The 18,110-nt window shown below is 70.7% G+C and carries 20 protein-coding genes and 1 tRNA gene; 6 read left to right on the top strand and 15 right to left on the bottom strand.

Annotated elements, in window-relative coordinates:
- Window positions 1-112 precede the first annotated feature (112 nt).
- A complete protein-coding gene (locus tag Cco03nite_RS10885; protein WP_203692010.1) occupies window positions 113-625 on the bottom strand; it encodes a SixA phosphatase family protein in 513 nt (170 codons plus the stop codon).
- A gap of 181 nt (window positions 626-806) precedes the next feature.
- A complete protein-coding gene (locus tag Cco03nite_RS10890; protein WP_203691880.1) occupies window positions 807-2,642 on the bottom strand; it encodes an acyl-CoA dehydrogenase in 1,836 nt (611 codons plus the stop codon).
- Between the two features lie 268 nt (window positions 2,643-2,910).
- Between Cco03nite_RS10890 and Cco03nite_RS42825 the strand changes: the two genes are divergently transcribed.
- Window positions 2,911-3,045: a hypothetical protein gene (locus Cco03nite_RS42825; protein ID WP_275412031.1), complete on the top strand. Its 135-nt coding sequence runs from the start codon at window positions 2,911-2,913 to the stop codon at window positions 3,043-3,045.
- Here the strand turns inward: Cco03nite_RS42825 and Cco03nite_RS10895 are convergent.
- Window positions 3,042-4,169, bottom strand: coding sequence for a PP2C family protein-serine/threonine phosphatase (locus Cco03nite_RS10895; protein WP_203691882.1), 1,128 nt, complete (start codon window positions 4,167-4,169; stop codon window positions 3,042-3,044). The genes Cco03nite_RS42825 and Cco03nite_RS10895 overlap by 4 nt on opposite strands.
- 161 nt (window positions 4,170-4,330) lie before the next feature.
- Window positions 4,331-4,909, bottom strand: a complete 579-nt coding sequence (dcd, locus tag Cco03nite_RS10900; RefSeq protein WP_203691884.1) for a dCTP deaminase — start codon at window positions 4,907-4,909, stop codon at window positions 4,331-4,333.
- A gap of 176 nt (window positions 4,910-5,085) precedes the next feature.
- Here dcd and Cco03nite_RS10905 point away from each other — a divergent pair, with 176 nt between their 5' ends.
- Window positions 5,086-5,592: a pyridoxamine 5'-phosphate oxidase family protein gene (locus tag Cco03nite_RS10905; protein WP_239167286.1), complete on the top strand. Its 507-nt coding sequence runs from the start codon at window positions 5,086-5,088 to the stop codon at window positions 5,590-5,592.
- Window positions 5,593-5,667: 75 nt separating this feature from the next.
- Window positions 5,668-5,741 (top strand) — tRNA-Gly (locus Cco03nite_RS10910).
- 228 nt (window positions 5,742-5,969) lie between these two features.
- Here the strand turns inward: Cco03nite_RS10910 and Cco03nite_RS10915 are convergent.
- Complete coding sequence (locus Cco03nite_RS10915; protein ID WP_203691886.1) at window positions 5,970-6,263, bottom strand: hypothetical protein; 294 nt, start codon at window positions 6,261-6,263, stop codon at window positions 5,970-5,972.
- 371 nt (window positions 6,264-6,634) lie between these two features.
- Between Cco03nite_RS10915 and Cco03nite_RS10920 the strand changes: the two genes are divergently transcribed.
- A complete protein-coding gene (locus Cco03nite_RS10920) occupies window positions 6,635-7,132 on the top strand; it encodes a hypothetical protein (RefSeq protein ID WP_203691888.1) in 498 nt (165 codons plus the stop codon).
- A gap of 19 nt (window positions 7,133-7,151) precedes the next feature.
- Here the strand turns inward: Cco03nite_RS10920 and Cco03nite_RS10925 are convergent, their stop codons facing one another.
- The 8 genes from Cco03nite_RS10925 to Cco03nite_RS10960 all read right to left on the bottom strand — a co-directional run bounded on the left by Cco03nite_RS10925 (window position 7,152) and on the right by Cco03nite_RS10960 (window position 13,157).
- Window positions 7,152-7,823 carry a DNA alkylation repair protein gene (locus Cco03nite_RS10925; RefSeq protein ID WP_203691890.1) on the bottom strand — a complete coding sequence of 224 codons (672 nt, stop codon included), beginning with the start codon at window positions 7,821-7,823 and terminating at the stop codon, window positions 7,152-7,154.
- 94 nt (window positions 7,824-7,917) lie between these two features.
- Window positions 7,918-8,265, bottom strand: a complete 348-nt coding sequence (locus Cco03nite_RS10930) for a hypothetical protein (RefSeq protein ID WP_203691892.1) — start codon at window positions 8,263-8,265, stop codon at window positions 7,918-7,920.
- 43 nt (window positions 8,266-8,308) lie between these two features.
- Complete coding sequence (locus tag Cco03nite_RS10935) at window positions 8,309-8,914, bottom strand: hypothetical protein (protein WP_203691893.1); 606 nt, start codon at window positions 8,912-8,914, stop codon at window positions 8,309-8,311.
- Between the two features lie 71 nt (window positions 8,915-8,985).
- Window positions 8,986-9,774, bottom strand: a complete 789-nt coding sequence (locus tag Cco03nite_RS10940) for a polysaccharide deacetylase family protein (RefSeq protein ID WP_239167287.1) — start codon at window positions 9,772-9,774, stop codon at window positions 8,986-8,988.
- Window positions 9,775-9,911: 137 nt separating this feature from the next.
- On the bottom strand, window positions 9,912-10,349 hold the full coding sequence (locus tag Cco03nite_RS10945; RefSeq protein WP_203691895.1) for an acyl-CoA thioesterase: 438 nt from the start codon (window positions 10,347-10,349) through the stop codon (window positions 9,912-9,914).
- A 10-nt stretch (window positions 10,350-10,359) separates the two neighbouring features.
- Window positions 10,360-10,989 (bottom strand): TetR family transcriptional regulator C-terminal domain-containing protein, encoded by a 630-nt coding sequence (locus tag Cco03nite_RS10950; protein ID WP_203691897.1) that lies wholly within the window; start codon window positions 10,987-10,989, stop codon window positions 10,360-10,362.
- 179 nt (window positions 10,990-11,168) lie between these two features.
- Window positions 11,169-12,071 carry a diacylglycerol kinase catalytic domain-containing protein gene (locus tag Cco03nite_RS10955; RefSeq protein WP_203691899.1) on the bottom strand — a complete coding sequence of 301 codons (903 nt, stop codon included), beginning with the start codon at window positions 12,069-12,071 and terminating at the stop codon, window positions 11,169-11,171.
- A 48-nt stretch (window positions 12,072-12,119) separates the two neighbouring features.
- Window positions 12,120-13,157: an SPFH domain-containing protein gene (locus Cco03nite_RS10960; protein ID WP_203691901.1), complete on the bottom strand. Its 1,038-nt coding sequence runs from the start codon at window positions 13,155-13,157 to the stop codon at window positions 12,120-12,122.
- A gap of 96 nt (window positions 13,158-13,253) precedes the next feature.
- Here Cco03nite_RS10960 and Cco03nite_RS10965 point away from each other — a divergent pair, with 96 nt between their 5' ends.
- Window positions 13,254-13,931, top strand: coding sequence for an NUDIX hydrolase (locus Cco03nite_RS10965; RefSeq protein WP_203691903.1), 678 nt, complete (start codon window positions 13,254-13,256; stop codon window positions 13,929-13,931).
- Window positions 13,932-14,032: 101 nt separating this feature from the next.
- Here the strand turns inward: Cco03nite_RS10965 and Cco03nite_RS10970 are convergent, their stop codons facing one another.
- Together Cco03nite_RS10970 and Cco03nite_RS10975 are read right to left on the bottom strand one after the other, a co-directional pair.
- Window positions 14,033-15,037 (bottom strand): C40 family peptidase, encoded by a 1,005-nt coding sequence (locus Cco03nite_RS10970; protein WP_203691905.1) that lies wholly within the window; start codon window positions 15,035-15,037, stop codon window positions 14,033-14,035.
- A 71-nt stretch (window positions 15,038-15,108) separates the two neighbouring features.
- The gene (locus Cco03nite_RS10975; RefSeq protein ID WP_203691907.1) at window positions 15,109-15,936 is read right to left on the bottom strand and encodes a laminin G domain-containing protein; all 828 of its coding nucleotides are present in this window, start codon (window positions 15,934-15,936) and stop codon (window positions 15,109-15,111) included.
- 183 nt (window positions 15,937-16,119) lie between these two features.
- On the opposite strand from Cco03nite_RS10975, the gene Cco03nite_RS10980 reads away from it, so the two are divergent.
- On the top strand, window positions 16,120-18,093 hold the full coding sequence (locus Cco03nite_RS10980) for an N-acetylmuramoyl-L-alanine amidase (RefSeq protein ID WP_203691909.1): 1,974 nt from the start codon (window positions 16,120-16,122) through the stop codon (window positions 18,091-18,093).
- The last annotated feature ends 17 nt before the right edge of the window (window positions 18,094-18,110 follow it).

Consider the following 18,110-nt stretch of genomic DNA (forward strand, 5'->3'; position numbering starts at 1 on the left):
CCCCCTCACCTGCCGCAACTCTTAAGGAGTCGCGGCCTTGACGACCCCCGAACACCGCGACTCCTTAAGAGTTGCGCGCGGGGTGGGGGTCGGCGCCGGGGTGGAGGTCGGGTCAGGCGCGGGCGGTGTGGGCGGCGACGAGTTTGGCGGTGTCGGTGTCGGGCCAGTCGGTTTCGGGTTGGTGGACGGCTATGCCGCAGGTGCGCAGGCCGTCGGAGTCGACCTCGCCACCGCCCGCGTCGAGCTGTGCGGAGAGCTGGGAGATGGTCGGGTTGTGCCCGATGACCAGGACCGTGCGGAACTCGGGTTCCACTTCCCGGATGAGGGCGAGCAGCTCGTCGGGCGAGCCTTCGTACAGCCGGCGCTCGTAGCGGACCACCGGCGACCCGGCGCCGGCCAGCGCGACCGCGACCGAGTGCCAGGTCTGGCGGGTGCGCCTGGCCGGTGAGCAGAGCACCAGGTCGGGCACGTAGCCGTGGTTGACCATCCAGGCCCCGGCCGCGGCCGCGTCGGCGTGGCCGCGGTCGGTCAGCGGGCGGTCGGTGTCGGCCAGGCCCGCAGGGCGGTCGGCCTTGGCGTGACGCAGCAGCACCAGAGTGCGTGGGCGCGTTCCGGCGCCGGACAGCGGGGCCATGAGCTCAGCTTGCCGCAAGCGGCGCGGTTGCGCATCCCAACTTCGGCGATAACCACCCGGGCACCCGGCTGACCGGCGCAGACGGGAACGGCGCCCCCTGCGTGCGGAGGGGACGCCGTTCACCTATTCGTGGGATGGGTGCGGGGCGCGGCCGGGGCCGCACCCCGTGGGGTCAGAAGGAGGCCTCGTCCAGGTCCATGGCGTCGAGCGTGGCCAGCTCGACGATGCGCCGGTCGGAGCCCAGCCGCGGCAGCACCTCGCGCGAGAAGAAGCGCGCGGTGGCCACGACACCGGTGTAGAACGCCTGGTCGGTGCCGGGCTCACCGGACAGCTTGCGCAGCGCGACCTCGGCGCGGCGCAGCAGCAGCCAGCCGACGACCAGGTCGCCGATGGCGAGCAGCAGGCGGCGCGAGTGCAGGCCGACCTTGTACAGCGCCCGCGGGTCGTCGCCCTGCGACTCGGCCAGCCAGCCGGTGAACGTGCCGAGCATCGCCTGCACGTCGCCGAGGGCGGCGGCCAGCGACGCGCGCTCCTCCTTGAGCTGGCCGTTGCCGGCCTCGTTGGTGAGGAACTCCTGGATCTCCCCGGCGACCGACATCAGGGCCCGGCCGTTGTCCCGCACGATCTTGCGGAAGACCAGGTCGAGGCTCTGAATCGCGGTGGTGCCCTCGTACAGCGAGTCGATCTTCGCGTCGCGGACGTACTGCTCCAGCGGGTAGTCCTGCAGGAAGCCCGAACCGCCGAAGATCTGCAGCGACTCGGAGCCGAGCAGCTCGAACGCACGCTCGGAGCCGCAGCCCTTGACCAGCGGCAGCAGGAAGTCGTTGATCTTCGAGGCCCGCTTGGCGGCCTTCTCGTCCCCGGCGGCGGTCGCGATCGACACCCGGTCCTGCCAGTACGCCGTGTACGCGACCAGCGCGCGCAGGCCCTCGGCGTACGACTTCTGCAGCAGCAGCGAGCGGCGTACGTCCGGGTGGTGGGTGATGGCGACGCGCGGCGCGCTCTTGTCCGTCATCTGCAGCAGGTCGGCGCCCTGCACGCGCTCCTTGGCGTAGGACAGCGCGTTGAGGTAGCCGGTCGACAGCGTCGCGATGGCCTTGGTGCCGACCATCATCCGGGCGTTCTCGATGATGAGGAACATCTGCCGGATGCCCTCGTGCACCTCGCCGACCAGCCAGCCCTTGGCCGGCACGCCGTGCCCGCCGAAGGTGGTCTCGCAGGTCGTGGAGACCTTGATGCCCATCTTGTGCTCGACGTTGGTGACGAAGACGCCGTTGCGCTCGCCCAGCTCGCCCGTCTCGGCGTCGAAGTGGAACTTCGGCACCACGAACAGCGACAGGCCCTTGGTGCCCGCAGCGCCGCCCTCGGGACGGGCCAGCACGTAGTGGATGATGTTGTCGGACATGTCGTGCTCGGCCGAGGTGATGAAGCGCTTCACGCCCTCGATGTGCCAGGAGCCGTCCTCCTGCTTGACCGCCTTGGTGCGGCCCGCGCCCACGTCCGAGCCCGCGTCGGGCTCGGTGAGCACCATCGTCGAGCCCCACTTCTTGTCGACGAACAGCTCGGCCCACTTCTTCTGCTCGTCGGTGCCCTCCAGGAAGAGCACGTGCGCGAACGAGGGGCCGGAGCCGAACATCCAGACCGGCGCGTTCGAGCCCAGCACCAGCTCGGCGAAGGCCCAGGTCAGGGTGCGCGGGGCGGAGCTGCCACCGAGGGCGGGCGGCAGGTCCAGGCGCCAGAACTCCGAGTCCATCCAGGTCTGGAAGGACTGCTTGAAGCTCTCCGGCATGGTCACGGTGTAGTTCGCCGGGTCGTACACCGGCGGGTTGCGGTCGGCGTCGGCGTAGCTAGCGGCCAGGTCGACGCGCGCCATGCGGTCGATCTCGCTCAGCACGCTGCGCGCGGTGTCCGCGTCGACCTCGGTGAAGGGTCCCTCGCCGAAGGGCGTGTCGAAGACCTCGAACAGGTTGAACTCAAGATCCCGCAAGTTGCTCTGGTAGTGGCTCATTCTTCCCGCCCTCAGCGCATTCAGTTACCGACCAGTAAGTACGACTGTATTACTCGTCAGTAACCATCGGCAAGCGAACTGCCGAGAAGTTCACATCACAACCAGGTGAAACTTCACCAGTTATCCGCCCGGCGCCTTGCGGACATAGTGAATAAAACGGACACAAGCAAGGCACCACGCCGGGGTGCCGCAACCTTTGCGCATCGACGTCGTTCTTCCGGGTGACGCGCGGGCACCCTCGCCCCGCCCGCCACAGGGGAGGAAGAAAATGATCGAGAACCTGCGCAAGCTGATGTTCGAGCCGCGCTACCCGGTCCGCTACATCGGCCGCCACCGGGCCCCGAGCGCGCTGCCCTCGCTGACGCTGACGGTGCGCCGCAACCGCACGACCTCGGTCGCCTAGTTCGTCGCGCCCAGTTCCCAGCTCGGCACCGGGGACAGGGTGGGCTGGGACGGGCCCGCGTACTCCATCAGGATCAGCGCGATGTCGTCGTCGAGCCGGTTGTGCACCCATTCCAGCAGCGCCGACTCGACCGAGGCCAGGCCGTCGCCGACGGTGCCGTGGCCGAGCAGCTTCCAGGCCCGCTCGGTGATCGGGAAGAACTCGCCGTCGCGCCGCGCCTCGGCCAGGCCGTCGGTCAGCAGCAGCAGCCGGTCGCCGGGCTCCAGCCGCTCCACGCGGCTGCGCACCACCGGCATGAACCCCAGCGGCGGCGCCGGCGAGGGCGGATCAAGGGTGATCACCTCGCCGCGCCGGATCAGGATCGGCGCGGGGTGGCCGCAGTTGACGATCGTCAGCGTGCCGCCGCGCTCCTCGACCAGGCACGCGGTGACGAAGTCCTCGTCGCCCACGCTGCGGGCCACGGCCCGGTCCAGGTCGGCGACGATGGCGCGCAGGTCGGCCCGCTCGAAGGCGACATGGCGGTACGAGCCCAGCACGATGCTCGCCGTACGGACCGCGTCCAGGCCCTTGCCCCGCACATCACCGATGATCATACGCACGCCGTACGGGGTGTCCAGCGCCTCGTACAGGTCGCCGCCGATGTCGGCCGCGGCGGTCGCGGAGATGTACCGGCCCGCCACCGCCAGCGTGCCCACCTTCGGGCCCAGTGGGCGCAGCACCGCCTGCTGGGCGATGGTGGCGAGCTTGGCCAGCTCGGCGATGCGCTCGGCCTGCCGCTGCCGGACCACCGCCACCAGCGCCGCGATGCCCGTCGCCAGACCGATGCCGATCACGTTGATGAACGCCGACAGATCGTCCTGGCTCATGCCGAAGAAGGCGAAGACCGTGCCGACCGCCGTCGCGACACCGCCCGCGAGCAGCACCGCCTGCCACGGCGCGAACACCGCGGCGAGGAAGGGCACGGTCGCCATCAGGCCGACGAAGCGCGCCTCGCGGCCGTCTGCCAGCTCCACCGCGCTGATCAAGAAGAGCAGCACGAAGGCCGCGCCGAGTCCGGCGCGGAATCCAGGGCTTAGCGGGCGGCCGCCCGACAGGGCAAGTGGAATGCGTACGGCAACCAGCATGCCTGATCAACTCCGCCACACCGCTCAGATTGTCTCGTCGGCGGACCGCATTCTGTACGGTCGGACGAGACGCTCTTTCACGATTTTTCAGAAACTGTTTGGCTGGTTTTGGAAACAGGCAGCGTGCGCCGGATCTCCGCCGAACGCAGGCGCGTCGGCCCTCAGGCGGTCGGCCAGGTGCGCCAGTTGAGATACGAGCGCGACGCCGTCGGGCCGCGCTGGCCCTGATACCGCGAGCCGTTCACGCTGGAGCCGTACGGGTGCTCGGCCTCCGACGACAGCCGCAGCACGCACAGCTGGCCGATCTTCATGCCCGGCCAGAGCCGGATCGGCAGCGTCGCCACATTGGACAGCTCCAGCGTCACGTGCCCGGAGAAACCCGGGTCGATGAAGCCCGCCGTCGAGTGCGTCAGCAGGCCCAGCCGGCCCAGGCTCGACTTGCCCTCCAGCCGCGCCGCGAGCTGGTTGCCGAGGGTGACCACCTCGAGCGTGGAGGCGAGCACGAACTCGCCCGGGTGCAGCACGAACGGCTGCCCGTCCTGCACCTCGACCATCGTCGTCAGCTCGTCCTGCTGCTCGGCCGGGTCGATGTGCGTGTACAGGTGGTTGTTGAACACCCGGAACAGGCGGTCCAGCCGGACGTCGATGCTCGACGGCTGCACCAGGCTCGGCTCGAACGGCTCCAGCTGCAGCTGGCCGGACTTGATCTCGGCCACCAGGTCCCGGTCGGAAAGCAACACGCAGGCGAGCCTACCGTCCCCGGCATGCCCCTTCGCCGCCGCGGCCCACCCGAACGGCCGGAATTCTGCACTCCCACGCAGGCCACGAGGGCTTCTTCCGGCATCGATCACTCGATAGGGGACGCACCGCGTGTCTCGATGGCGCACTAGAACATGTGTTCGATAAAGTCCACCCCATGGCAACCTGGACCGAATTCGCCGCCGCCACACCGTGGCTGGCCTCGTCGATCCGTGCCCTGCTGCACCAGTACGGGCCGGGCATGGGCTACCTGGCGACCGTACGGGCCGACGGCGGGCCACGGGTGCACCCCGTCTCCCCCATCGTCACCGACGAGGGTCTCTACTGCTTCGTGATCGACTCACCGAAGCGGCGCGACCTCGAACGCGACGGGCGCTACGCCCTGCACGCCTTCCCCGCCGAGGACAGCGACGTCGAGGCGTACGTCAGCGGCCGCGCCCACCCCGTCACCAGCATCGCCACCGTCGAGCACCTCGCCCGTAGTCACCGGGCCGCGCCCACCCTCGACTGGCGGCTCTACGAACTCACCGTCGAGTCGGCGCTGCTGCACCGGCACGAGGCGGGCGCACACCCGCACACCTGGCGCGACCCGGCGGCGGGCAGGAGCGGGCCGGCGCACGAACGCCGGCCCCGCAAACCGTTCCTGCAGCTCGTGGCCGCGTAGGCGAAAGCCGTGGCGAACTGCCGCGGTTACCTACGTGCACGCGACCCGTGACGTCAGGTACAGTGGTGGCCGCTCGCGGGTGTAGTTCAATGGCAGAACATCAGCTTCCCAAGCTGACAGTGAGGGTTCGATTCCCTTCACCCGCTCCACACGAGGATGCCCAGGTCGGAAGCGATTCCGCGCCTGGGCTTTCGTTTGCTCCAGCATCCACGATGATCTAGCAGGCCATCCAGGGCCACTGCCTCGTCACGGCTCCGCCCGCGACCGCGCCATGAGCCACCATGGATCAGGGTGAACGTGGGCACGCGACGGTGCCCGCTCGTCGGATGGCGCCAAGCACCAGCGTGCGAGATCGCAGTCCGATGGCAGCGCGGGAACTACGACGGCCTCATGACAGCCGCCGGCTCCAAGCGGATCACCTGGCCGGTCCAGCAGTCCGCGACTTCCGTCGCGATTTCAGCCCCGCAGCCGCAGACGAGGTTAGGACCGTCGATGCCGGAGGGGCCGCAACAGCCGACCCGGCGAAGAACATCAGGATGCGCGCGCCGCACCAGCAGATCGTCAGGGTTGATCAAAACTGTGCACGAAGGACCGGCCGAGATCAGCCAGTGATCGTTCGTGGCGTGCGGAACGAACGGAGGGCCGTACGGATCCGGATCGACAGCGAACATGCCCCGTGCTAGCCATGGCGGGCATGTTTGCCCCGGTTCAAGATCACAGGGTGCTGTCGGCTCGGACAGCTCCTGAAAAGGCACCTCACTAAGTTCTTCGGTGAGTACCTCCCTGCACCGAAGGCAGACGAAGACCGTCATCGCGCAACCCTCCTCCGGCCCAGGACATGTCGCACCAGGATAAACGCCAGGCCATCCGCAGCCTCGAGCCTGTGTGACGGAGGGGTCATCCAGACCGCTCGGGTCCGCGTTCCAGCAGACGGGCCGAGGTCAGAGACCTTGATCTGGCCGACTCTCAGGCTGCCGGTGAGTCCGATTCCCTTCACGCGCTCCCTCCGGCTGTGCCTGCCTGCCCATTGGTACGGTCTGCCATGTCCTTCTTCTGGCGTGACAGCGCCGACGCGTTCGCCGATGTGCTGCGGCGGCACGGCGTCGAGCCCGATGCGGTCGCCGACGTGGAGGCTGCCTGGCAGTCGTTCACCGAATTCCTGCAGACGGAGGTCAGCGGAACAGACGCCGATGGCGATGCCGACGGCTTCATCGTTCAGTGGGGTCGCAACCAATGGACCGACGGCCTGCCCTCGCTGAACTTCACGCGACAGTTCGCAGTCTCCACCGACGGGCCCGATGACCCGTACCCGGTGTACTGGCAACTCAATCTTGAGATGTGCTTCAGCGATCACGCCGAGTTCGCCGGGATGGACGAGCTGAACACCCAGGACACGGACTTCAGCTTCAGCGCCGTCGGACCGGAACGCCTCGCCGATCTCGCTGAAGCGCGCGCGGAGGTCGACCAGTACCGACAACTGCGTGCGATGTGGCGTACGAAGCCCGTCAGCAGCAAGCTGACCTTCGAAGGAGTCTGCTGAGCTGCTCCTGGCGCCTGCCCTACCTGTCCTGCTGCCGGCGCACCATCTCGTTGATCCAGCTGGGGGCGAACGGGGACGTGCAGTTCGGCGGGGTCGGGTAGTCCTTGAGGACCTCCAGGCGCTCGCCGATGTCGAGCGCGCGGGCGCGGTGCTCGGGGTGCTCGATGCCGATCTGGGCCAGGCAGTGGTTCATCGCCCACTGCAGGCGGTCCGGGGCGTCCTTCATCTCCGCCTCGATGGTGTCGAGCAGCCCCGGCAGGTCGAGTCCTTCGGGCTTCTTCGCCACGCGATCGGTGGTCAGCGCCCAGCCGGCGCTGGCGACCACGGGATCCGGGTCGGCGAACCAGGCCGCCCGCAGCTCTTCGGCGTGCGGGCTCTTCTTCACGACGTAGTTGACGAGCCAGTCGTGTACCTTCGGGGTGCGCGCCTCGCGCAGCATGGCGTCCAGGTCGGCACGCTCGAACGCCTTCGGGCGGCAGATCAGGAGCGCCACCAGCCGCGCCGCGGTGTCGCCGGTGTCCCAGAGCCGCCGGGAGAGCTCCTGCTGCGTCTTCAGCCGCTTCGCGAGGTCGCGCAGCTTGCCGAGGTTCACGCCGTGGTCGTCGCCGTGCTTCTCGTTCACCTGGCGTGCCTTGGGGTCTTCGAGCGCCGCCAGCTCGGCCATCACCTCGGCCACCGTCGTCTCGGCCACGTCGGTCTCCTGTCCGTCACGGGGGAACTTCAGCTACGAGGAAAGCACGGTCCACCAGGTGATCCGCAAGCGCATGGGCCGAACGCCAGGATGGTCACCGGCCCGCCGGGGTGGAGTTGTCGTGGCAGTAGGGCGTGGTGGGCACGCCGGGCGGGGCGGTGTCGGTGGCGAAGCCGGTCGCGAACGCGGCTGCCAGGAGGAGTACGCCGACGAGCGCGCCGAGCGCCACGTCGCGGGACTTCGGCGAGTCCGTCTCGAAGAGCGTGGACACGCTGCCCAGGAAGACGATGAACCACGGGACGACGCCGAGGAACGCGGCGCTGAGATACCAGGCCTGTGCGCAGTTGCCGAACTGCGACCGGTCCACCAGGAACATCACCAGCGCCGGTGACAGTCCGGCCAGGACACCCAGACCTCCGCGCAGCCACCTCGACGCCCCCATGGGGGGACGCTACGACATCCGCGCGGACTCGTGGGGGCGGCCGTCAGGCCACCGAAGCCTCCAGGGCCGCCCGGATGCGGTGGAACTCCGCCTCGATCTGCGCGGCCGGCTTCTTGTACGTGAACACCACGACGCCGAGGACGGTGTCCGTGGCCCAGGCGCACACCGGGAAGTCGGCGCCGCCGCCGTCGGCCAGGCCGCATTCGATCTCGGCGGCCGGTCCGACGGCGTCGACGCTGACCGTCCGGCCCACGGTCAGCCCGGGATTGCGCAGGCCGGCGACGGGACGCAGCGATTCGAGCGCGGTGACGAGGGCTGCCTGCCGGTCCGCGACCTGCGTCGCCACCACCCCGGCCAGCACGGTCTCCTTACCGCCGACGATCTTGTACGCCGCCCCGACGGCGGACTCGGCCTCCGGGAAGGTGCGTGCGAGCGCAGCCTGCAGGTCCTTGCCCCAGTCCTCCTTGTCGGCGACGAGCATCATCCGCTTGCCGTCCAGGTCGAGGGGCAGTGCCACGTGGCGAGCGGACGGCGACGGCGAGGCCGCGACCGACGGTTCTGCCACGGACGGCGAGCACGCGGCGCCCAGAGCGGCGATCGCGCTGAGGGCTGCGGCGCATACGCCGATCCGGAAGACGGCGCGGGTCATGGGCTGCTCCGATCACGAGTGGTGGCCGGAGCGTACGGGACATCGATCGCCGGTGTGGTCCCCCGTCCAGGTCAGCCGGCGAGCACCTCGGACAGGGTGGCCGGCTTGAGGCCGCGCTCGGCCAGGCCCTTGAGGATGTGCGGCAGGGCCTCGTCGGTGAACCGGGCGTTGGCCTCGGTGACGTGCAGGATGATCACGGAGCCGGGCTTGACCTTCTTGAGCACGGCGTTCACGATCGGCCGCCAGTCGGTGGCGAACGGGTCGCCGCTGACGACATCGCCGTCGACGACGGTCAGGCCGAGCGGGGACATGGCGCGCAGCGCCGCCCGGTCGTGGCACAGGCCGGGGAAGCGGAAGTAGCGGGTCTGGCGTCCGCCGTACCGCTCGATGATTTTGAAGGTCTTCGCGACGTCCTCGGTCATCGCGGCCGCGGGGATGCGCGGCAAGGTGTAGCAGTCGGCGGTGAAGGCCTGGTGGCCGTAGGTGTGGTTGGCCAGTTCGAAGCGCGGGTTGCGGGCGAGGCGTTCGGTCAGCTCGGGGTAGCGCTGGACCCACTTGCCCGTCAGGAAGAAGGTGGCCGGGATCTTGTCGTGCTCCAGCATCTCGATGATCCGGACGTTCGCGTACGACTTGACGCGGCCGCTCTTGAGCTGGGCGAGCATGCTGTCGGTCATGTCCGCGTCGAAGGTGAGCGCGACGAGGTCACCGGTGCGCGGCCCGTGGTTCACCACCGGCGGCAGCAGGCCGGGCTTGGTCTGGCCGGGCCGTCCCGGCCGAGCGCTCGGTGACGCGGACGGGCTCGGCGTCACCGACGGAGCCGGCGTGGCCGATGCGGGGGCACTGCTCGGGGATGCGGCCACGAAGGCAGGTTTGTCCGTTTCTGCACCGCATGCGGCCACTAGGAAGACTGCAGCGAGCAGCGCGGGTACAGCCGAGGGGAGGCGCACGCGGCAATGATCGCAGCAAGCGGGCCGCCCGCGCCGCCCCTCCCCGGAACTCAGCGCAGCAGGCTGCTCGCGATCTCGCGGCCCTGCGGGGTCCACGGCGCGGGGCGGCCGGTGCGATCCATCTTGACCATGACCCGGCGGCCGTCGGCGAAGACGGTGCCGCCGTCCTCGGACAGGAAGCGGAAGCCGTAGACGGCGCTGGTCTCGCCCATCGAGTCCAGCCAGAAGTGGACCAGGATCGGGCCGGTGCCGCGTACCGGTGCGTGGTAGGTGATGGTGAACTCGCGCACCGCGGCGATCATGTCGGGGCTGCTCGGCACGCCGTCGCGGAAGCCGTAGCCGTGCTCGGCCCAGAACTCCGACATGGCCCGCTCCAGGATCAGCGCGTAGCGGGCGTTGTGCATGATGCCGACGATGTCGAGGTCGTCGATATGGACGACGGCCCGGCGGACCGTGCCGGTGGTGGTGTCGAGCGTGGCGGTGGTCATCTGGGGCCTTTCAGTCGTACGGCAGCAGGTCGGGGTCGGTGGCGAGGCCGCGCAGGCGGGCGAGCACGGCCTGGCGGGCGTCGTCGAGGCTGCGGGCCAGCAGGCGCGAGTGCAGCAGCGCCGCGACCCCGGCCGCGTCGACCTCGAAGGCCAGCCGCCGGGGCACCGTGTCGGCGGGCAGCTCGCCCAGCTCGACGGCCTCGGTGACGAGCCGCTCCAGCAGCGTGATCCACTCGGCGAGCACCTCGGCGAGCCGGTCGGGCACCGTGCCGGTGCGGCCGGTGGACTCGAACTCGGCGATGGCGAAGAAGCAGCCGCCGGGGAGGACCCGCTCGCTGTAGAAGGCCAGGCGCGACTCGTGCAGCGCGAACAGGCGGCGCAGGCCGCGCGGTCGGTCCAGGGCCGGGCCGACGACACGGCGGGCCCACTGGTCGCGGGCGTGCTCGATCGCGGCGAGCTGCAGTTCCTCCTTGGAGGACCAGTGCGCGAAGAGCCCTGACTTGCTGACGTGCAACCGGTCGGCGAGCTGGCCCAGGGACAGGCCGTCGAGCCCTGCCTCGCTGGCCAGCGCCACGGCGGCGTCGAGCACCGTGGTGCGGGTGCGCTCGCCGCGGGCCAGCCGCCCGTCCGTTCCGGTCATGGAGCCAGGCTATTAAAAAGACCGATCGGTCGTACGGTTTTGTGAGACGACTCACCAGTTCGGCGCCCATCGCCGCAGCTCAGCCCAGCCGCGATGATGGGAAGGGCACCTTCTACAACGCGGAGCGTTGAGCCGAGCTGCTCGTCTCGCTGACGCGAGCCGACGATGCCCTTCCTTCGTCAGGGGACGACGAGGGTGAGGTGGCGGGTGCCGGTGGCGATGGTGATGCGCTGGCCCCAGGCCAGGACGAGGTGGTCGGACTCGACGCCGTCGGCGAAGGCGACCAGGCGCTCGCTCTCGCTGGTCAGGGTGAGGCGCTGGCCGGAGCCGACGCGGCCGGCGGTGAGGCGTGCGCCGGTGGCCGGTGAGGGCCAGGCTTCGCGGACGAACCAGCACAGCTCGGACGCGTCCGGGCCGGGCAGGGTGTCGGCCAGGTCGCGCATCAGGGCCACCGACGCGCACCAGCCGGTGGCGCCCGTGCCGGTGCCGACCAGTACGCCCGACGAGGAGTGCCGTTCCTGCTCGCCCTGTGGCGTGGTGAGCAGGTAGCGGGAGGACTGGTGGGTCTGGTGGCCGATGTAGATCTCGTTGAGGCCGGCGAGCTGCTGGCCGTCATCGAGCGTGGCCACGGCCATCGCGCGCGACTGCGTGGCGGCGCGGCCGGCGAGCACCGCGGGCAGCAGGCCTGCCACGTCGCGGGCGGCGAAGCGGGCCAGCACGCCGGGGTTGCGTTCGGGCTCGGGGTTCACGCCGAGCACCGGCTGCCCGGCCAGATACTTCGCCGCGTTCGCGACCAGGCCGTCCTGCCCGACGGTGACCACGATGTCCTCCGGCGCGAACAGGAACCGGGACAGGTCGTCGCGGTGCACCTGCCCGCGCCGCCAGTCCGCGGGCAGGGCGGCGCTGACCGTGGCCAGCGCCGCCTCCTGCGCGGCGTGCCGCGCCTCCACCTCGGCGATCTCCCTCCCCCGTTCCTTCAGGAAGTACGCCGCGGCGGCGCGCGTGCCGTGCCGGCCCAGCAGCTCGTCGAGCTCGCTGCGCCGGGACACCACGACCACCCGGGGAGCCAGCGTCGCGCTCATGCTTCCTCCTCGCTCCGCCTGTCCATGATCCGCTCCCGCATGCCTCGCTCAGCGGTCCGACGGGCCCGCGCCGAAGCGCGAGAGCAGGCCGGTGACCACGTCGGGCGTGACGGTGAGCTGGCCGATCTCCGGGAGCTGGCCGGCCAGCTCGCGCAGCGCCAGGCCCTGCAGCACCTCGGGCGACAGGTCCCGGTATGCCGCGAGCTTGGCTGCCTCGGCCTCGCCTTCGGCGACGCCGATCGCCCGTACGCCCGCGGCCTTGGCCTCGGCGAGCAGCTGCTCCTTCTCCGCCTCGGCGGCGTTGAGCAGCTTCTCGCGCTCGGCGCGGCCCTGCGCCTCGACGAGCTGCGCCGCGGCGACGAGTTCGGCCTTGCGGCGGGTGTTGGCGCCGTTCTGCTCGACGAGCTGCTGCTCGCGCCGGGCCAGCTCGATCTTGTTCTGGAGCTCGTTCTCGGCGATGCCGCGCTCCTGCTCGACGGCCTGCGCGCGGCGGGCGAAGGTGGCCCGGTCGGCCTCGACCTGCACCGCCTCCCGGGTCGGGGTCTGCAGCGCGCGCTCCAGCTCCGGCTCCGGCCGGATCGCCACCACGCGGGCGCTGACCACCTGGACGCCCAGGTCGGTCAGGCGCGGCTCGGCGCCCAGCGCGGCCGACACCGCCTCGCGCACCGCGGCGACCTCGCTCAGCGCCTCGGCCAGCGGCAGCCGGGTCAGCAGGTCCAGCGCGGGCTGCTGGGCCAGCTCGGCGAGCAGGGTGGCGATCTGGTCGAGCGGGCGGGCCCGCGCGGTGCCCAGGTAGGGATCGATCGAGAAGTCCAGCCGGCCGACCGCGACGGCGGGGTCGGCCACCCGGTAGGTCACCGTGGCCTGCACGGTGACGTCGGTGAAGTCGCTGGTGCGGGCGTGGAACAGCAGCGGCAGCTCGCGGTCGTCGACCGGCACCTCGCTGAGCACGGCGGTGAGCGGGCGGTACCAGAAGGCCAGGCCGATGCCCTCCCGCTTGGCCCGGCCGCGGACGCTGTGGCGCACCCAGTTCGTCGGCGTGCTGCGCAGGTGGCGCAGGAAGAAGCGCTTGGACACGTCAGCCATCGTGATCGTTCTCCTTCGGAGGATTCCCCGGTCCCTTTTTCGTCATGATGACGATAAGCTTCGTGATACATTCTCGTCAAGGTGGTGATAAATCAGATGGCCGACTATCCGGCGTTCTCCGTCACAGCCGATCTGGTGGTGCTGACGGTGCAGGACAACGAGATGCGGGTGCTGCTGGTGCGCCGGGGCATCGAGCCCTACCGGGGGCAGTGGGCGCTACCCGGCGGTTTCGTGCTGCCTGACGAGGACCTCGACGCGGCCGCCGCCCGGGAGCTGCGCGAGGAGACCGGGCTGACCGCCCCGGTAGGCCACCTGGAGCAGCTGGCCAGTTACGGCGCGCCCGGACGGGACCCGCGCGGCCGGGTGGTGACCGTGGCGTACCTGGCGCTGCTGCCCCACCTGCCCGCCCCGGTCGCGGGCAGCGACGCGGAGGGCGCGGCCTGGACGGCGCTACCGGTCGCGGAGCTGGCCTTCGATCACGCGCGCATCCTGGCCGACGGGGTGGAGCGCGCCCGCGCCAAGCTGGAGTACTCCCCGCTGGCGACGGCGTTCTGCCCGCCCGAGTTCACCATCAGCGAGCTGCGGGAGGTCTACGAGACGGTCTGGGGCGCCCGGCTCGACCCCCGCAACTTCCACCGCAAGGTGACTGGCACGCCCGGCTTCATCGAGCCCGTGGGCCGCAGCATCGCCGCCGAACGCGGCCGCCCCGCCCAGCTCTTCCGCCGCGGCCCCGCCCGCCTTCTCCACCCACCCATGCTCCGCCCCACCCCCTGACCGCCCACCCCTGCCGCAACTCTTAAAAAGTCGCGGCCTCGGAGCGTGTCCGAAGCCGCGACTTTTTAAGAGTTGCCCCGAGAGGGGTGAGGGCGGAGTGGTCAGGAGGGGCGGCCGAAGCTGTGGATGGGGGCGGCGTCCATGCGGCGCATGGCGATGGGTTTGCCCGTTTGGGAGGCGTGGACGATCCAGCCGTTGCCGGCGTACATGCCGACGTGGTGCAGGTCGCTGTAGTAGAAGACGAGGTCGCCGGGTTTGAGGTCGGCGCGGCTGACGGACTTCACGGCGGCGCGCTGGGATCTGGCGTTGTGCGGCAGGGAGACGCCCGCCTGGGCCCAGGCGGCCTTGGTCAGCCCGGAGCAGTCGAAGGTGCTCGGGCCGTCGTCGCCCCAGCCGTACATCTTGCCGATCTGGCGGCAGGCGAACTGGACCGCCTTGCCGGCCGGGCCGCCGGGGTACGCCGTCGGGCAGGGCACGGGGGCGAGCTCACCGGTGCCGGCACCGCTGCCGTACGCCTGGAGCCGCAGCTTGTTCAGCTTCGAGATCTCCGCCTCGATGGCCTTGGTCCGTGACCCCTGCTCGGCCTCGGTTTTGGCGAGCTGCGCGATCGTCTCGTCCAGCGGCTGCTTCACCGCGTCCAATGCCGCCTTGGCGGTGAGGGTGTCGGCGATGCGGGCCTTCTTGTCGTGGGCGAGCTGATCGAGCACGACGAGCCGCTTCGCCATGACGCCGGCGTCACCGCTGCTGAGGAACGCGTTGACCTGGGCCAGGGTGCCGCCGCGGTAGAGCTGGTCGGCGAGCACGCCGATGCGCGTCCGGGTGGCCTGCACCTGCAGCTCCAGGGGAGCGAGCTGGGCCTCCAGTTCGCCGGCCTTCTTGCGCTGCTTGGCCAGCTTCGCCTTGGTGGCGTTGTGCTCCTCGATGACCGGTTCGAGCTTGGCCCACTGCTCGTCGATCTGCTTCTCGATCTCGGCGGGCGTCGGGGCCGCGTGGGCCTGTGCCGCGGGCGCGAGCAGAGCGAGCAGGACGACGGCGGCCGTCAGCAGGCCGCGGCGTATTCGTGGTGCGCTGGGAAGCCCCGCGTGGGGCCGATTATGGCTACACACGGGGATTCACGTTAGGCAAGACCGTTACAAGAACGCAATTCCGTCGATGCGGTCGCGTGTCACCAGGGCGTCTATCCGATCGCGACGAACAGGTCGTCGAGCGTGCCATGGAACTGGTCGTTGTTCGGGGCGACGCCCTTGCCGCCGATACGCAGCGGGGCGTCGTTGGAGATGTTCAGGTCGGCCGGGATGGTGGCCTCGCCCTGCGCCACGCCGTCCACGGTGATGCGCAGGACGGCGCCGTCACGCGCGCATTCGACGGTGTGCCAGCGGCCGTCGGCGATCCCCTGCGTCGCCTGCGCGACGTGGATGACGTTCTTGCCGTTCTGCGGACCGGCCACGACGCAGGAGGGCATGCCCTGAGCGCCGTCGACCTGCAGCTTGAACTGCGTACCGAACTGCGAGTAGCCCTTCTGCAGCACGTTCGCGCCCTTGGCCGTCTCCTCGGGGGCCATCAGCACCGCCGCGCCCCAGCGGAAGGCGCGCAGGCCGGGGTTGAGCGCCGGATTCGCGCCGGCGTCGAGGATCGCGCGCGGGCACTGCTTGTCGTCCTTGCTCGCGCACGGGCCGGGGAAGCGCACCGCGAAGTCGCCGTCGCGCGGCACGAGCGACACGTCCCCGCCGGTCTGGCTCTCCTCGCGTACGGCGAGGGTGCCGGCGTCCGAGCCGACCACGCGGGCCTGTTCCAGTCCGTTCGCGAAGTCGAACACCACGCCCTCGCTGACGGCCTGGGCGGACGGGCTCGGCGCGGCCGCACTCGGGCTGGGAGCGGCGGAGGGCGACGCCGGGGTCGCGGTCGGCGGCTCGGGCTCGTCGCCGGTCAGCCGCACCACCAGAACCGTGCCGAGCACGGCCAGCAGTACCAGTCCGGCAATGATCGCGGGCCACTTGAATCGCATTCGCTCATATTTACCAGAGCGGCGGCATGCCCGGACACCCGGTGAACAGCCGTAGCACCTGGCGGAACGGCCCATCCGGGCGATGAAGAATAGTTTCATATCGGCAACGCGTATCGGTAACTATTGACTAACCGTACGGCCGAGGGCAGGGTGACCGCATCGGACAGTCGAAGGGAGCCGTACGTGTCACCCCGAATCCCCCTGCGCCGGCTGGCGCTGCTCACCGCGGTGGGTCTGGGGCTCGGCGCCGGCATCACGCCGGTGGCCGCCCAGGCCGAGTCGCCACCCACCAGGCAGGCCGACTACCTGGCGGCCGCCCAGGAATACGGTGTACCCGTGGACGTGCTGCTGGGCGTCTCCTATCTGGAGTCCCGCTGGGACGCCAACGCGGGCACGCCCAGCACCTCGGGCGGCTACGGCCCGATGCATCTCACCGACGCGGCGTACGTCGCCGCGCTGGCTCCGGCCGCCGAGCCGGAGTCCGAGCCCGCCCCCGAGGAGGACTCCCGGGGTGACGACAGCCGTCCGAAGGCGGCCGGGCACCCCGACGGCGCCCCGGCTCCGGCCGAGGCGGCGCTGCGCACCCTGCCCGCCGCGGCGGAGCTGACCGGCCTGCCGGCCGAGACGCTGCGCACCGACCCGGTCGCGAACATCCGCGGCGGAGCCGCGCTGCTGGCCTCGTACCAGCAGGAACTGAACGCGCCGCAGGGCGCGGACACCGACCCGGCGGCCTGGTACGGCGCGGTCGCCCGCTACTCCGGCGCGGACAGCGAGCAGGCCGCGGCGGCGTTCGCCGACGAGGTGTACGCGACGCTGCGCGACGGTGTCGCCCGCACCACCGACGAGGGGCACGCGCTGAGCCTGAACGCCAAGTCGGTCACCCCCGTCAAGGACTGGCTGATCCGGCTCGGCCTGCGCAAGCTGGCCCGGCCCGACGGCATCGAGTGCCCGCTCGACATCTCCTGCGAGTCGCTGCCCGCGCCGTACGAGGCGTTCGGCGACGGCGACTACGGCAACCACGACAAGGGCAACCGGCCGCAGTCGCAGCGCATCGAGTACATCGTCATCCACGACACCGAGGCCAGCTGGGCGACGACCCTGAAGCTGGTCGCCGACCCGACGTACGTCAGCTGGCACTACTCGCTGCGCTCGGTCGACGGGCACATCGCCCAGCACGTGAAGGCCAAGGACGTCGGCTGGCACGCGGGCAACTGGTACGTCAACGCCAAGTCCATCGGCCTGGAGCACGAGGGCTTCGCGGCGCAGGGCAGCTGGTACACCGAGGCGCTCTACCGCACCTCGGCGAAGCTGGTCCGGCACCTCGCCCTGCGGCTGGGCATCCCGCTGGACCGCGAGCACATCATCGGCCACGACAACGTGCCCGGCACCATCACCTCCACGGTCGCCGGCATGCACTGGGACCCGGGCCCGTACTGGGACTGGTCGCACTACTTCGACCTGCTCAAGGCCCCGTTCCGCGGGCTGCCGGAGCCGCTGGCCGGCCACGCCGGGCTGGTCACCGTGAACCCCGACTTCGCCACCAACAAGCCGGCGTTCACCGGCTGCACCGGCGCGGCGAGCAACCCGTGCCCGCTGCGTTCCAGCTCGTCGGTCATCCTGCGCAGCGCGCCCGACCTGACCGCCCCGCTGATCCGCGACCCGGGCCGGTGCGGCACGAAGGCGAGCACCATGGTGGTCAGCGACCACTGCGCACGGGCCTCGGCGGGCCAGACGTACGCCGTGGCCGAGCGGGCCGGGGAGTGGACCGCGATCTGGTACCTCGGCCAGAAGGCCTGGTTCCGCAACGCCGACGCCGGACCGCTGTGGAACGTCGGGTTCGTGGTCGAGCCGAAGCCGGGCCTGGCGAGCATCCCGGTGTTCGGCCGGGCCTACCCGGAGGCGGCGGCCTACCCGGCCGGCGTGCCCGCACAGGCGGTCAGCCCGCTGGCGCAGTACACGATCACGGCTGGGCAGCGCTACGCGGCCGGGCCGGTGCTGAACGGCGAGTACTACCGCGCCACCACGTTCGACTGGTCGGCCCCGGGTGACGGCACCGTCATCCGCGGCGAGCAGCAGTACGTGCAGATCCAGTTCGGCCAGCGCATCGCGTACGTGCTGCGCGCCGACGTGGTGCTGAAGCCGGCCGTGTCGTTCTGACGCGTCCGGCGGAACAG

This window comes from Catellatospora coxensis (assembly GCF_016862635.1).
Lineage (GTDB): Bacteria > Actinomycetota > Actinomycetes > Mycobacteriales > Micromonosporaceae > Catellatospora > Catellatospora coxensis.